This window comes from Allokutzneria oryzae (assembly GCF_042429765.1).
Lineage (GTDB): Bacteria > Actinomycetota > Actinomycetes > Mycobacteriales > Pseudonocardiaceae > Allokutzneria > Allokutzneria oryzae.
Map to the genome: position 1 here is coordinate 75,792 of NZ_JBHLZU010000018.1, position 14,224 is coordinate 90,015.

At 68.0% G+C, this 14,224-nt stretch carries 13 protein-coding genes and 1 tRNA gene; 8 read left to right on the forward strand and 6 right to left on the reverse strand.

Annotation, left to right across the window (positions count from 1 at the left end):
• The first annotated feature begins 68 nt into the window (after positions 1-68).
• From ACFFQA_RS19450 to ACFFQA_RS19475, 6 genes are all read left to right on the forward strand, one after another.
• The gene (locus ACFFQA_RS19450; RefSeq protein WP_377853899.1) at positions 69-1,175 is read left to right on the forward strand and encodes an ADP-ribosylglycohydrolase family protein; all 1,107 of its coding nucleotides are present in this window, start codon (positions 69-71) and stop codon (positions 1,173-1,175) included.
• Between the two features lie 131 nt (positions 1,176-1,306).
• A complete protein-coding gene (locus ACFFQA_RS19455) occupies positions 1,307-1,690 on the forward strand; it encodes a PE domain-containing protein (RefSeq protein WP_377853902.1) in 384 nt (127 codons plus the stop codon).
• Between the two features lie 14 nt (positions 1,691-1,704).
• Positions 1,705-2,295, forward strand: a complete 591-nt coding sequence (locus ACFFQA_RS19460; RefSeq protein ID WP_377853904.1) for a DUF3558 domain-containing protein — start codon at positions 1,705-1,707, stop codon at positions 2,293-2,295.
• Positions 2,296-2,321: 26 nt separating this feature from the next.
• Complete coding sequence (locus tag ACFFQA_RS19465; RefSeq protein ID WP_377853906.1) at positions 2,322-3,485, forward strand: PPE domain-containing protein; 1,164 nt, start codon at positions 2,322-2,324, stop codon at positions 3,483-3,485.
• 13 nt (positions 3,486-3,498) lie between these two features.
• Complete coding sequence (locus tag ACFFQA_RS19470; protein WP_377853908.1) at positions 3,499-4,248, forward strand: ESX secretion-associated protein EspG; 750 nt, start codon at positions 3,499-3,501, stop codon at positions 4,246-4,248.
• A 69-nt stretch (positions 4,249-4,317) separates the two neighbouring features.
• Entirely contained in the window at positions 4,318-4,758 is a 441-nt protein-coding gene (locus ACFFQA_RS19475) for a hypothetical protein (protein ID WP_377853911.1), read from the forward strand.
• Positions 4,759-4,875: 117 nt separating this feature from the next.
• Here the strand turns inward: ACFFQA_RS19475 and thpD are convergent, their stop codons facing one another.
• The 6 genes from thpD to ACFFQA_RS19505 all read right to left on the reverse strand — a co-directional run bounded on the left by thpD (position 4,876) and on the right by ACFFQA_RS19505 (position 9,619).
• Complete coding sequence (thpD, locus tag ACFFQA_RS19480; protein ID WP_377853914.1) at positions 4,876-5,805, reverse strand: ectoine hydroxylase; 930 nt, start codon at positions 5,803-5,805, stop codon at positions 4,876-4,878.
• Between the two features lie 20 nt (positions 5,806-5,825).
• Complete coding sequence (locus tag ACFFQA_RS19485) at positions 5,826-6,218, reverse strand: ectoine synthase (RefSeq protein ID WP_377853917.1); 393 nt, start codon at positions 6,216-6,218, stop codon at positions 5,826-5,828.
• Positions 6,215-7,456 (reverse strand): diaminobutyrate--2-oxoglutarate transaminase, encoded by a 1,242-nt coding sequence (gene ectB, locus ACFFQA_RS19490; protein WP_377853920.1) that lies wholly within the window; start codon positions 7,454-7,456, stop codon positions 6,215-6,217. Before ectB ends, ACFFQA_RS19485 begins: the two co-directional genes overlap by 4 nt.
• Positions 7,457-7,511: 55 nt before the next feature.
• Positions 7,512-8,030 (reverse strand): diaminobutyrate acetyltransferase, encoded by a 519-nt coding sequence (gene ectA / locus ACFFQA_RS19495; protein ID WP_377853923.1) that lies wholly within the window; start codon positions 8,028-8,030, stop codon positions 7,512-7,514.
• A gap of 140 nt (positions 8,031-8,170) precedes the next feature.
• Positions 8,171-9,199, reverse strand: coding sequence for an L-glyceraldehyde 3-phosphate reductase (gene mgrA / locus ACFFQA_RS19500; RefSeq protein WP_377853926.1), 1,029 nt, complete (start codon positions 9,197-9,199; stop codon positions 8,171-8,173).
• A gap of 347 nt (positions 9,200-9,546) precedes the next feature.
• Positions 9,547-9,619, reverse strand: a tRNA-Thr gene (locus ACFFQA_RS19505).
• A gap of 278 nt (positions 9,620-9,897) precedes the next feature.
• Here ACFFQA_RS19505 and ACFFQA_RS19510 point away from each other — a divergent pair.
• Together ACFFQA_RS19510 and otsB are read left to right on the forward strand one after the other, a co-directional pair.
• Positions 9,898-11,340: an alpha,alpha-trehalose-phosphate synthase (UDP-forming) gene (locus tag ACFFQA_RS19510; RefSeq protein WP_377853929.1), complete on the forward strand. Its 1,443-nt coding sequence runs from the start codon at positions 9,898-9,900 to the stop codon at positions 11,338-11,340.
• Positions 11,341-11,419: 79 nt separating this feature from the next.
• Positions 11,420-13,951: a trehalose-phosphatase gene (otsB, locus tag ACFFQA_RS19515; RefSeq protein WP_377853932.1), complete on the forward strand. Its 2,532-nt coding sequence runs from the start codon at positions 11,420-11,422 to the stop codon at positions 13,949-13,951.
• Positions 13,952-14,224 lie beyond the last annotated feature (273 nt).

The window sequence follows — 14,224 nt, forward strand, 5'->3', positions numbered from 1 at the left end:
CGGGGTCGAACGGCCAGGCTGTCCACAAGAAGGTCTTCAGACCTCTGGTGCCCACTAGGGTCTTCACTGTGCCCCTGGACCCGACCGTCGTCGCCGACCGTGGCGCGGGGTGTCTGCTCGGCGGGGCACTCGGCGACGCGCTCGGTGCCCCCGTGGAGTTCATGCGGCTCGACGAGATCCGCAAGGAGTACGGCACCGCCGGGGTGACCCACCCGCCCCGGCTCGGCCTGATCACCGACGACACCCAGATGACGCTGTTCACCGCGGAGGGCTACCTGCGGGCCTGGGTGCGCGGCAAGCACCAGGGCATGTGGGGCCCGGCGGCGATGGTGTGGCTGAGCTACCGCCGCTGGCTGGACACCCAGCAGCAACGCGTCCCCGACCCGGCGGCGGTGGGCCTGCTCACCGACAAGCGCCTCTACGCCAGCCGCGCCCCCGGCGTGACCTGCCTGCGGGTCTTACAGGCGGCCAACGAGGTCACCGAGGTCCCCGACCCGGAGCACCCGATCAACGACTCCCGGGGCTGCGGCGGAGTGATGCGCGCGGCCCCCGCGGGCTTCGCCCCGACCGCGGAGACCGCCTACGGCCTTGGGTGCGAGTTCGCCGCGCTCACCCACGGCCACCCCGGCGGCTGGGCGCCAGGCGGCGCGCTGGCGATGATCGTCCACCTCGTCGCGGTCCGCAGGCGCTCCCTCGTCGAAGCGGTCGACCAGGCGACAGGCCGGGTCCTGCGCGACGACCGCGAGACGGCGCACGCCCTCGCCGCCGCGACCGCACTCGCCGGTTACGACAGCTCCCGCGCGGAACAGGCCCGCGAAGCCAAGGCGTTCGGCCGCGAGGCGATCACCGGTGGCCCGTCCCACCGCTCCGTGGAGCGACTCGGCGCGGGCTGGCTGGGCCCGGAGGCGCTGGCGATCGCGGTCTACGCCGCCCTGTCCTACCGCACCCCGGAGCGCTTCCCCGACGCGCTCCGGCTCGCGGCCAACCACTCCGGCGACAGCGACTCCACCGCCGCGATCACCGGCAACCTGCTCGGCGCGGTGCACGGAGCCGCGGCCCTGCCCCGCGAATGGGTGGGCCGCCTCGAACTGTCCGACCTGATCGACCAGGTCGGCCGGGACCTCGCCGCCTCCTGCATGGGCACCCAGTTCGACGAGGCCTACTACCAGTTCTGAACCGGGCATTTGCCCGCCCCCGCCACCTATGGCGATTGCCAATGCTTCGGCGGTTCACTTTCGACCAACCGGCCAACACATGTGGCTACCATCACGTCACGCTATGTGTGCGACCACGGGGGGTCGGTCAAATGGCTGAGAAGGACATCGCCGCGCGCCCGGCGCCGGATCCGGTCACCGCACAACTGCTCCCGGCAACGAGTCCGAACGGCGGCTACCAGCTGGACGAGGCGAAGCTGGAAGCGCTGATCAAGGAGTGGGAACTCCTGTTCAAGGACCTGCTGAAAGCCCGCAACCTTGCGCGCTCACTTGAGTTCGTCAAGGGCCCTGGGGATGAGGAAGTCAGCACAAGGGTAGCCAGAGCCACCAAAGAGTCAGCCAAGGCATACATAAGACACAACAACGCCACATGCGAATACGTGGCCAGCTACATCAAGAAGCTCAAGAGCACGCTGGCGACATATCGAAGCCGCGAGAAGTTCACAGCAGGTCAAATCGAGGAGACTCAGAGGTAGAACGGATGTCATCCATGCCCATCAAACAGGCCGCGGCCACGATCGCCGCATCCGTACTCCTACTCTCCGCATGCTCCACGCCAGAGCCTGAACCAGCTGCGAATCCCATTACTCCGACGCGGGCCGCACACAACGACGCTCCCAGCGTCCGAACACCGTTGAACACTGAACGCTTCCAGCGAGACCCCTGCGCCGTACTCACCGAAGTCCAGGCAGTCGCACTGCGACTGAACCCGAGGGGAGAGAACACCGAAAACCCGCTCGCACCGCAGTGCAGCTGGTCCAACGACATCGAACTCACCAACTTCGCCCTACATTTCAACACCGCCAACCCCAAAGGACTGCAAAATCTTTACGACAAGAAACGGGACGACAATGAAATTCACCTAGAGCGAATTCCGGACATCCAGGACCATCCTGCGATAATTTTTACGTCAACCCCAGAACTCCTTTCAAAAGGCGAGTGCGGAATCGCCGTCGGTGTCAGCGACCAACTAACGTTCGCCGTCACCAACTCAATCCCCGACGGCCCGGAGCGAGCACATCCCTGCGAGTCGGCGAGGAAGTTCGCAGACGCAGTTCTGACAACAATGAAGAAGGGGTAGCCGTGAACATCGAGCCGTGTGTTCTGATGACCCCTTCAGAGATCTACCGCCGGATCCGTACCGGCCCCGGGACGAAGAGCCTCGACGGCGCGCAGCACGTCACGCAGGAGCTGCGCAAGGTGCACGGCGACATCAGCGCACGCGTCGGCGAGCTCATCAGGAAGACAGCCGAAGTGTGGCAGGGCAGTGCGTCCGAAGCCGCACAGAAGAACGCACAACCGCTGCTCGACGCGATCGAGCGCTCGAAGGAGGAGCTCAAGAGAACCGAGCAGGCGTTGTTCAAGCAGAGCGGTTCTTTCACCAGGGCGTACCACGATGTGCGACCTGTGAGCGCCACAGCACCGCAGAGCAACTTCCTCAACGACATCACACCGTGGAAAACGGACCTGGACCGGGCGATCGAGAAGCACGAGGCCGACGCCAGCCACAACGTCCGCGTCTACGGCACCTACCACCGTGCCAGCGAGGACAATGCCAGGTCCCTGCCCACCGACTACGGAGATCTCAAGAACGACGACTCGGAGATCCCCATCGACAAGCCGCCGTCGCCCGGGCCGGAACCTGGCCCTCCTCGTCCAGGAGGTCGGCTCCCCGGAGGTCGCGGTGGCGGAGTCGGCAGTGGAAGCTGGGGCAGACAGGCTCCGCAACCTGTTGTCCCGCAAGGAATCCCTGAACAAGCCCCGCCACCGGGCTCTGACTGGGAGAGCGGGAAGGTCGATCACGGTGGCCCGAAGTACGGGCACACCGAGCTTCAGGGCGCGCCAGACGAACGAGATGGTTCCCTTGGCTCCCAATGGGATCAGCGCACGCAACGGAGCAACGACGGCATCGGCGGCGCGGCGGGAGCCGGGGGTTTCGGCGGTGGCAGTAGCGCGGTCGCGGCGGGCGCAGGAGCGGGGATGCTCGGCGGCATGACCTCCGGAGGAGGCGCAGGCAGCACAGCGGGACGCATCCCACCAGGCGCGGGAAGTGGCGGTGCCGGACCGGCAAACCGTGCCGCAGAGCCACATTCCGCTACGCCGGGACGGAACGCGGCGACTGGCGGGGCGATGACCGGTGCTCCCGGCGCGGCGGCAGGACAGGGGCAGCAGGACGACGAGCACGCGATCAAGGAGTATCTGCGGGGTGACTACAGCGGCGACCTCGTCGGGGAACTGCCGTTGACCGCTCCGCCCGTCATCGGGGAGTGAAGGCGTGGCGCACATGACCGTGTCCCTGGACAGCCTGATCACCGCGCTGCGCTGGCACGGGGTTGACGAACCGCACAATGTCCTTGGCAGCCAACCGCTGTGGCTCAGCGACGAGGCGCGCCATGCGGCCGATGAGCGCGCCTGGGCGGAGCTGTCGCAGCGCGGGTTGGCGAGACAACGGCGCCTGGCCCCTTGGCTGCTCAGCGCGATGCGGGTGGTGGCGCGGCCCGACACCGAGATCTACGGATGGTTTTCCTTGCGCACGGCCAACATCAGCGTCCTCGCGGCGACAGCCGAGGAGGATGGTGTTGTGGTGAGCCGGAATGCCGAGACGGTGCAGATCTCTCCCCTGCCCACCAAGGACTTGGCGCAGTGCGTCTGCATGCAGTTGCCGGTCGCGACGGTGGGACGGAACCGCTCGATCAGCGTGCGCGAGGCGGACTTCGACGGAGAGCGCCCAGAGCCGGACTCGGACGAGTTCACCGGGCTCGCCAGGCCGAAGGAGGATCCTGAGGTGCATGCGCTGCGGGCGCTGATGGCGCGGCCCCGGCTCGGCGGCGGCCAGCTCGTCGCGGCACGGCGGGTCGGGTCGGGAACGCGTCGCCGCAGCGCGGGGACGCTCAGCTATGTCGACACCGTGGACGGGCGTTGGGTCACCTACACCAGCACTGACCACAGTGGACAGAGCTGGATTCACGCTGTGCCAGGCAGTCCTGGAGTTCTGGTCGAGCGGCTGCACGGCCTGCTGGACGGCGTGCGCTGAGGTTTCCCCTCCGCCAGGAGGGGGTACTCCCCGGCTGATCGCAGTCAGCGCGACGAAAGGCGGAGGTCGATGGAAGAAAACCTCAGCGCCTACATCGCGTTTCTCGTACTCGGCGCCATCCTGGTCGCCGCGGACGGCCAGCTGATCATGCGCGCCGGCCGGACCTACCTCCGGTCCGCGCACTCCGACGAGGGCGCCGCGAGCTCGATGGGCCGCATGATCGGCGTGCTCTTCCACATCGTGACGCTGGGCGTACTGATGCTGATCTCGACGGTCGACATCCCGGTCGATGGCCCCGTGCAGCAGGTCGTGACCAAGCTCGGCATCATCCTGCTGCTGCTCGGGGCCGCGCACGCTGTGACGTTGTCGGTGCTCGGCAACATCCGGGAGCGGCAGAGTTCGCAGCGGCTCACCCAGGAGACCAGCGCGCAGTTCGAGGAGCGCAGGCACGAGGAGCAGCAGCCCATGGTGAACCCCGCCATGAACGGCAACAACGTCCCGCCCTACTGATGTCCAGACCCTCGCTCGGGGAGTGCTGGAGGGCCGTCCATCCCCATGACGGCCCTCCAGTGCTGTGTCGGTGGAGGCGGACCATCGACCCCGTGTGATGGTCCGCCACCACCTTCCTCACCCGTTCCCGACCGGGGTGAAGTCCCTGCTCGCGATGAACGGCGGCCGCGGCTGCGGTGCGGCGAACGGTTCGACGAGCGTGTTCTCGACGCTGTTGAACACCACGAAGATGTTGGAGCGCGGGAACGGCGTGATGTTTCCGTTGGAGCCGTGCATGCAGTTCGAGTCGAACATCACCGCCGAACCCGCTGGGCCGGTGAACTGCTCGATGCCGTAGCGGCCGGCCAGGACGGTGAGGCTGTCGTTGTCCGGCGTGCCGATCTCCTGTTCCCGCAACGACTCCTTGTAGTGGTCGTTGGGGGTCTCACCGACGCAGCTGACGAACGTGCGGTGCGAGCCCGGCATGATCATCAGGCCGCCGTTGAACGGGTGGTTGTCGGTGAGCGCGATGGAGATGCTGACCGCGCGCATCGCGGGCATGCCGTCCTCGGCGTGCCAGGTCTCGAAGTCGGAGTGCCAGTAGAACGAGCCGCCCTTGAAGCCCGGCTTGTAGTTGATCCGGCTCTGGTGCACGTAGACGTCGGAGCCCAGCAGCTGCCGCGCGCGGTCGACGACCCTGGGGTCGCGCACCAGCTCCGCGATGGCCGGGCTGATCCGGTGCACCTCGAAGATCGACCGGACCTCTTGGGAGGTCTTCTCCACCACCGTGCGCTCGTCGGACTTGACCGCGGGGTCGCTCGCCAGCCGGTCCAGCTCGTCCCGGTAGCGCGCCACCTCCTCCGAGGAGAGCAGCGAGTCGACGGTCAGGAAGCCCTTGGCGTCGTAGTCGGAGACGGTGTCCGCGTCGATCGGACCGGTGCTCGTCGCGCCGGACTCCGCGGGCCACACAACAGGGTCCGGCCTGCGCAGCATCATCGGGTAGTTCTTGCAGCGGGTCGGGTACCTGTCCTCGACGGTGGTGTCGGCCAAGGTGTCGAAGGTGGTCATCTCACGCTCCTCGCGTCGTGTCATGCGGACTCGGTCAACAGCGGGTAGACCCCGTGTTCGTCGTGCACCTCCCTGCCGGTCACCGGTGGGTTGAACACGCAGACCGTGCGCACGTCGGTCTTGCAACGGAGGCGGTGCTTCTCGTGGCCGTCGAGCAGGTAGAGCGTGCCCGGCGAGATCGGGTGCACCTCACCGGTCTCGTCGTTGATGAGCTCGCCCTCGCCCTCGATGCAGTACACGGCCTCGACGTGGTTCGCGTACCACATGGCGGTCTCGGTTCCCGCGTAGAGGACGGTGTCGTGCACGGAGAACCCGACGCCCTCCTTGGCGAGGATGATCCGCCTGCTGCGCCATGTCTCGGCGCGGACGTCGTACTCGGTGTTCTCGACGTCGGAGAGGGAACGGACGATCACTGGCAGCTCCTCACGGCATCGGCGAACAGGGCCAGCCCCTGTTCGAGCTCGGCGTCGGTGATGGTCAGCGCGGGCATCAGCTTGGCGACCTCGCTCTCCGGACCGGAGGTCTCCACGAGCAGGCCGCGGTCGAACGCGGCGCGGCACGCCTTGCCGGCGCGGTCGGGCTGCTCGAAGGCCAGCCCCTGCGCGAGCCCTCTGCCGCGCACCGACATCCCCTCGCCGGAGGCGGCGAGGGCGGTCAGCTCCTGGTTGATCCACGCGCCCTTGGCGAGGGTGGACCGCTCCAGCGCGTCGTCGGCCCAGTAGTTCTCCAGCGCGGCCGTCGCGGTGACGAAGGCGGGGTTGTTGCCGCGGAAGGTGCCGTTGTGCTCGCCCGGCTCCCAGACGTCGTGCTCGGGCTTGATCAGGGTGAGCGACAGGGGCAGTCCGTAGCCGCTGATCGACTTCGACAGGCAGACGATGTCCGGGGTGATCCCGGCCTCCTCGAAGCTGAAGAACGGGCCGGTCCGGCCGCAGCCCATCTGCACGTCGTCGACGATCAGCAGCATGCCGTGCCGCTGGCACAGCTCGGCGAGGCCTCTCAGCCACTCCGGGCGCGCGACGTTGATGCCGCCCTCGCCCTGCACCGTCTCCACGATCACCGCGGCGGGCTCGTCGAGGCCGCTGCCGCTGTCCTGCAGCAGGCGCTCGAACCACAGGAAGTCCGGCACCCGCCCGTCGAAGTAGTTGTCGTAGGGCATCGGCATGGTGTGCGCCAGCGGCACTCCGGCACCGCCGCGCTTCATCGCGTTGCCGGTGACCGCCAGCGCCCCGAGGGTCATGCCGTGGAAGGCGTTGGTGAAGCTGATGACCGGTTCGCGGCCGGTGACCTTGCGGGCCAGCTTCAGCGCGGACTCCACCGAGTTCGCCCCGGTCGGCCCGGGGAACTGCACCTTGTAGTCCAGGCCCCTCGGCGCGAGCACGCGACGCTGGAAGGACTCCAGGAACCGCCGCTTGGCGGTGGTGCTCATGTCCAGCCCGTGGGTGACGCCGTCGCGCTGGAGGTAGTCGAGGAGCTCGCGCTTCAGCGCGGGCGGGTTGTGCCCGTAGTTGAGCGCCCCGGCACCGGCGAAGAAGTCGAGGTAGGTCTTGCCGTCTTCGTCCGTCATATGACTGCCGGAGGCGTTGTCGAATACCGTCGGCCAACCACGGCAATACGACCGCACTTCTGACTCAAGCGACTCGAAAATGTCCATGCGAAACCGTCCGATCATCCGTCAGCGGACTCGGGATACTTGTGGAGGAGATTGACTAGACGAAAGGACCTATCCGGTAGAGATCCTCTGCGATATGGGAGTCGGCGAACAGCTCGTCACCGAAGAGCCCACCGACTGACAACCGTGCCCCTCTGGACTGCGCGAGTGCGGAGAACAGGGAGATCGAGGCGCGGTTGTCGGAGGTGATGGTGGTTTCCAACCACCGCGCCCCCTGCTCGATCGCACGGTCCACCACGACCTGGAGCAGCGCGGATGCCACTCCCTTGCCACGGTGGGCGGCGTCGACGGCGACCTGCCAGATCATCAGGGTGTCGGGCGCGTCGGGACGCAGGTAACCGGTCACGAACCCGCCAACCCCGTTTTCATACCCACTTCCACCGGAGTCGAAACGTGCTACCGCGGAAGTTTGTGAAAAATCTCTGCACCACAGCAGGTAAGCGTAGGGAGCATTGAGGTCGAGGGTTCCGGAATCGCGCGCGATGCGCCACATGGCGGCACCGTCGACAAGCGTCGGCTGATCGATCCGTAGGAGTTGCTGGCGGACTTCTGCCATGTCATGTGAACGTAACAGAGTAATTATTTCACGCCAGCCCGGCATGATCACGGATCGCGCTTACCTGCGCATTCACAAAAACATGCGTGACAAGGACTACGTAACGCTTGCCCTCGCGTGAGAGCCTCTGTTAGAGGCGCTCAGTCGGAGGTGCGCGAGGTCGCCCAGAGGTCGATGCCCGACTCGACGGCGTGCTTGTCGATCTCGGTCAGCTCGTCAGCGGAGAGGTCGAGGCGGTCCAGCGAGGTGAGGTTCTGCTCCAGCTGCCGCACCGAGCTCGCGCCGATCAGCACCGAGGTGACCCGGTCATCACGCAGCGCCCACGACAACGCGAGCTGGGCCAGGCTCTGCCCGCGCGCGGCCGCGATCTCGTTGAGCGCCCGCACCCGTGCCAGGTTCTCCTCGCTGAGGTGCTCGGGCCGCAGCGAGCCCGCCAGGCTGGCGCGCGAGCCCTCGGGAACGCCGTCGAGGTAGCGGTCGGTCAGCATGCCCTGCCCCAGCGGCGAGAACGCGATGCAGCCGATCCCCAGCTCACCGAGGGTGTCCAGCAGCTCGGCCTCGATCCAGCGGTTGAGCATCGAGTAGGACGGCTGGTGGATCAGCACCGGCACGCCGAGCTCACGCAGGATGGCGTGCGCCTCGCGGGTCTTGGCGGGCGAGTACGACGAGATGCCGACGTAGAGTGCCTTGCCCTGGGTGACCGCGGACGCGAGCGCGCCCATGGTCTCCTCCAGCGGCGTGTCCGGGTCGAAGCGGTGCGAGTAGAAGATGTCGACGTAGTCCAGGCCCATCCGGCCGAGCGAGGCGTCCAGCGAGCTGAGCAGGTACTTGCGCGAGCCGCCGTTGCCGTACGGGCCGGGCCACATGTCGTAGCCCGCCTTGGTGGAGATCACCAGCTCGTCGCGGTAGCCGCGCAGGTCGGTGGCGAGCATCCGGCCGAAGTTCTCCTCGGCGGAGCCGTACGGCGGGCCGTAGTTGTTGGCGAGGTCGAAGTGGGTCACGCCCCAGTCGAAGGCGCGCAGCACGATCTCGCGCCCGCCCTCGTAGCCCCGGTCGGCGCCGAAGTTCTGCCACAGCCCCAGCGAGACGGCGGGCAGGTCCAGTCCACTGCGTCCGCACCTGCGGTAGGTCATGCGGTCGTAGCGGCTGGGTTCGGCCTGGTAGGGCATGGAGCTCCCATCACGGGTCGGCATCGCTGCCCCGAGCTTAAGCGCCCAGCCCCCACCCATCATCCGCAGGCTTACAACCCACACAACACCCACGACCGACCAAAGCCGAAGCCGATCAGGCCCCACGACCCGACGATCAGAAGCTGGTCAAGCCCGACGAACGGAAGCTGGTCAAGCCCGACGAACGGAAGCTGGTCAAGCCCGACGAACGGAAGCTGGTCAAGCCCCAACGGCACAACGCCGGAAGGCGAGGAGCCCGCACCGTGGGGGTTCCGGGGGCTCGGCCCCCGGGCAGACACGAGGAGACCGGGAAGTCGGCCAACGGCCGACGAACACAGCGAGTCAAGAGCTGGTGGCGGGACTCGAACCCGCAACCTTCCGCTTACAAGGCGGGTGCTCTGCCAATTGAGCTACACCAGCTTGGGTCGCGTGACCCGTGCACATCGTAAGCACACCGATGGAGCGTGCAGACCGGGACGGCCCCCCGGCACAACCGACCTAGAGATGATCACTGCCAGCACTCGGCGCAGGTCAAGCCGCCGATCGGAGCCTCAAGGCGCGCGCTCGGGCGCCGATGACCTCACGGAATGTGACGGCGATAACGGCTGCGCGTGGGGTGTGTCGAATGTGGCTAATCTCCCCTTGGTCGCCTGTATCTCCGCGCTCATCCAGCCAGGCAGCCGAGGAGGCGTTTTCCGGTGGCGAGCTCGCCAGTGTCGAAGGCCGATTTCATCGTTGTAGCCAACCGCTTGCCGGTCGACCTGGAGCGGCTGGATGACGGCACAGAACGCTGGAAGCGCAGTCCCGGAGGGCTGGTCTCGGCGCTGGAGCCCTTCCTGCGCAGCCGCAGCGGGGCGTGGGTCGGCTGGCCGGGCGTGCCGGACGTCGAGGTCGAGCCGTTCGAGGACACCGGGGTGCACCTGCACCCGGTTCCGTTGTCGGCCAAGGAGGTCGCCGACTACTACGAGGGTTTCTCCAACGGCACGCTGTGGCCGCTCTACCACGATGTCGTGGCGCCGCCGGTCTACCACCGGCACTGGTGGGAGGCATACGTCCGGGTGAACCGGCGCTTCGCCGACGCCACCGCGGAGGCCGCGGCGCCCGGGGCGACGGTGTGGATCCAGGACTACCAGCTGCAGCTGGTGCCCGCGATGCTGCGCGAGCGCAGGCCGGACGTGCGGATCGGGTTCTTCCTGCACATCCCGTTCCCGCCGGTGGAGCTGTTCCAGCAGCTGCCGTGGCGGACGGAGATCATCCGGGGGCTGCTCGGCGCCGACCTGGTCGGGTTCCACCGGCCGGGTGGCGCGCAGAACTTCCTGTGGCTGGCGCGCAGGCTGCTGGGGCTGGAGCCGAGCCGGGGCGCGGTCGGCGTGCGGACCCGGCCGGGCGTGGTGCCCAACGGGGACCGGATGGTGCGGGTGGGGGCCTTCCCGATCTCCATCGACTCCGCGGGGCTGGACGCGCTTGCGCACGACCCGGACGTGCAGAAGCGGTCGCAGGAGATCCGCAACGAGCTCGGCAACCCGAAGAAGATCATGTTGGGTGTCGACCGGCTGGACTACACCAAGGGCATCGACGTCCGGCTGCACGCGCTCGGGGAGATGCTGGCGGAGGGCCGCATCGACCCGGAGGACGTGATCATGGTCCAGCTGGCGACGCCGAGTCGCGAGCGGGTCGAGCACTACCAGCAGATGCGCGACGACATCGAGGGCCTCGTCGGCCGGATCAACGGCCAGTTCGGCAAGATCGGCCATCCCGCGGTGCACTACCTGCACCAGTCGGTCGACCGCAAGGAGCTGGTCGCCTACTTCTGCGCCGCCGACGTGATGGTGGTGACGCCGGTCCGGGATGGTATGAACCTGGTGTGCAAGGAGTACGTCGCCACTCGACACGACCTGGGGGGTGCGCTCGTACTCAGTGAGTTCGCCGGCGCCGCCGCCGAGCTCACCAGTGCGTTCCTCGTCAATCCACACGATTTGGACGGCGTGAAGAACGCGCTGCAGGCCGCCCTCGACGTCGACCCGGCCGAGGGCCGCCGTAGGATGCGCGCTCTACGCCGCCAAGTTCTCACACACGACGTCGACCGCTGGGCACGCTCGTTCCTTGAGGCACTCGGCGCGCAAGAGACGCACAACGCATAGCGCATAAAGAAAGACGTTGTCGGACAACGACTTTCCACATATTTCCGTTGCCCCTTCGACGCCCCCGTAGGAGCAGGCGTTGACCGCCGATGCCCTTCCCGCCGAGCTTCGTCGCGCGCTCGTGCAGCTGGCCCGCACTCCCCGGTTGCTGATCGCGTGTGACTACGACGGAACGATGGCTCCCATCGTCGCCGATCCCGAGCAGGCCCGCCCACTGCCCGAGTCGGTGAACGCGTTGCGGTCACTGGCCACCCTGTCGTCCACGACCGTCGCGGTGATCTCCGGACGCGCGCTGCGCGACCTCGCCACGCTGTCCCGGCTGCCCTCCGAGGTGCACCTCGTCGGCAGCCACGGCTCCGAGTTCGACGTCGGTTTCGTGCACGCGCTGGACGCCACGGCCCGCACGCTGCTCACCAAGATCAAGAACGAGCTGGAACAGCTCATCGACGGTGCCGAAGGCGTGCACCTGGAGCTGAAGCCGGCCAGTGTCGCGGTGCACGTGCGCCGCGCGGAGGCCGAGACCGGCGAGCGCGTCTTCGACGCCGTTCGCCGTGGCCCGTGCACCTGGGACGGCGTCCAGGTCACCGAGGGCAAGGCCGTGATCGAGCTGGCCGTCGTGCAGACCGACAAGGGCCACGCGCTGGACGTGCTGCGGCACCAGGTCGGCGCGACCGCGGCGGTGTTCCTCGGCGACGACGTGACCGACGAGAAGGCCTTCGCCCGGCTGACCGGCCCGGACCTGGGCATCAAGGTCGGCGACGGCGAGACCCTCGCGGCGCACAAGATCGCCGACACCACCGACGTCGCCAAGGCGCTGGCCTTCCTCGTCGAGGAGCGGCGCACCTGGCTCTACGGTGAGCAGGCCGTGCCGATCGAGCGCATCTCGATGCTGGCCAACGAGCGCTCCGTCGCGCTGCTCACCCCGGACGCCAAGATCACCTGGCTGTGCCACCCGGAGCCGGACTCCGGCGCGGTGTTCGCCGACCTGCTCGGCGGGCCGACCGCCGGCGTGTTCGGCATCAAGCCGGAGCACAACGGTCTTCCGCTCGGCCAGCGCTACCTGCCGGGCACCATGACGGTGGAGACCCGGTGGTCGAAGCTGCTGGTGACCGACTACCTCGACCACTACGCCCCGCAGCACCGCACCGAGATCGTCCGGGTGATCTCCGGCTCCAGCCGCGCGGTGATCGACTTCGCGCCGCGCCCGGAGTTCGGCCAGGTCCCGGTCCGGCTCTCCGCCGAGGCGGACGGCCTGCGCGTGCTCGGCACCTCCGACCCGATGGTGCTGCGCGCGCCCGGCGTGGAGTGGACCATCACCTCCGACGGGCTGCACGAGTCCGCCCGCGCGGTCGTCGAGGTCACCCCGGAACAGCCGATCGTGCTCGAACTCCGGTGCGGCAGCGACGATCTGAGCCCCGCGAAGGTCAGCGAGGCCGACCGCCGCGCCCGTGCGGGTGCCTACTGGTCGGACTGGCTGGCGGGGCTGAAGCTGCCGGAGGTCCAGCGCGACCTGGTGGCGCGGTCCGCGTTGACGCTGAAGGGCTTGCAGCACGACGAGACCGGCGCGTTCCTGGCCGCGGCGACGACGTCGCTGCCGGAGGAGATCGGCGGTGTCCGCAACTGGGACTACCGCTACTGCTGGATCCGCGACGCCGCCCTGTCCGCGCAGGCGCTCGTCGCGCTGGGCTCCACTGCGGAGGCCGAGAAGTACCTGAACTGGGTGCACGGCGTGCTCGCCACGCTGCCGGGCCCGGAGCGGCTGCACCCGCTGTACACGCTGCACGGCACGCACCTGGGTCCTGAGGCGGTCATCGACACGCTGCCCGGCTACGCGGGTTCGCGTCCGGTGCGGGTGGGCAACCTGGCCAACCAGCAGGTCCAGCTCGACGTGTTCGGCCCGATCGTGGACCTCGTCGCGATGGTCACCGACGCTCGCGGCAAGCTCACCGACGAGGACTGGCGCATGGTCGAGGCCATGGCCGAGGCCGTCAGCCGCCGTTGGCACGAGCCGGACCACGGCATCTGGGAGGAGCGCGCCGCGCCGCGGCACCGCGTGTACTCCAAGGTCATGTGCTGGGTGACGCTGGACCGCGCGATCAAGCTGGCGGAGACCTACGGCCGCACGGCGGACGCGAGCTGGCCGGAGCTGCGCGACACCATCCGCGCCGACGTGCTGGAGCACGGCTGGAACGAGGAGGTCCAGTCCTACGCGACCGCGTACGACGGACCGGACCTGGACGCCGCGACCCTCCACATCGGACTGTCCGGGCTGATCGACCCGCAGGACGAGCGGTTCCAGGCCACCGTCACCGCAACCGAGGCCGAGCTGCGCTCCGGGGTCACCGTCTACCGCTACCACCGCGACGACGGCCTTCCCGGCACCGAGGGCGGCTGGCACATCTGCGCGGCGTGGATGATCGAGTCCTACCTGCTGACCGGCCGCCGCACCGAGGCCGAGGAACTGTTCCAGCAGATGGTCGACTGCGCCGGGCCGACCGGGCTGCTGCCGGAGGAGTACGACCCGATCGCGGAGCGCTCGCTGGGCAACCACCCGCAGGCCTACTCCCACATCGGGCTGATCCGCTGCGCCCAGCTGCTGTCCAAGCAGTAGGAGAAATCTCGAAGCAACACCGGAAAACCTGACCATGGCCTGTCGCTCACGGGAGAGCGACAGGCCATGGTCGCGTTAGTGGGCAGTATCGGTCCACCTATTTCACGACCACGTCCCACCAGGGAAGATCCCTTTGTCGCGTGGGTTGAAACCACCCCATGTTGAGGCATTCGGCGCATTGACCGGACCGGCTTTTCGGGAGAGATTCTCTCCCGACGGTCCGTCTGGTGAGGCGGATCGGCAGGGGCGCCGGTGCCTTTAGGCCCGGCCTGG

Excerpts from the sequence above, each read along its gene's own strand:
- ACFFQA_RS19455 (WP_377853902.1), top strand. The coding sequence starts at position 1,307 with ATGGCTGAGAAGGACATCGCCGCGCGCCCGGCGCCGGATCCGGTCACC.
- mgrA (WP_377853926.1), bottom strand. The coding sequence starts at position 9,199 with ATGCCCTACCAGGCCGAACCCAGCCGCTACGACCGCATGACCTACCGC.
- ACFFQA_RS19460 (WP_377853904.1), top strand. The coding sequence starts at position 1,705 with ATGCCCATCAAACAGGCCGCGGCCACGATCGCCGCATCCGTACTCCTA.
- thpD (WP_377853914.1), bottom strand. The coding sequence starts at position 5,805 with ATGACCACCTTCGACACCTTGGCCGACACCACCGTCGAGGACAGGTAC.
- ectA (WP_377853923.1), bottom strand. The coding sequence starts at position 8,030 with ATGGCAGAAGTCCGCCAGCAACTCCTACGGATCGATCAGCCGACGCTT.
- ACFFQA_RS19475 (WP_377853911.1), top strand. The coding sequence starts at position 4,318 with ATGGAAGAAAACCTCAGCGCCTACATCGCGTTTCTCGTACTCGGCGCC.
- ACFFQA_RS19465 (WP_377853906.1), top strand. The coding sequence starts at position 2,322 with ATGACCCCTTCAGAGATCTACCGCCGGATCCGTACCGGCCCCGGGACG.
- ACFFQA_RS19470 (WP_377853908.1), top strand. The coding sequence starts at position 3,499 with ATGACCGTGTCCCTGGACAGCCTGATCACCGCGCTGCGCTGGCACGGG.
- ectB (WP_377853920.1), bottom strand. The coding sequence starts at position 7,456 with ATGGACATTTTCGAGTCGCTTGAGTCAGAAGTGCGGTCGTATTGCCGT.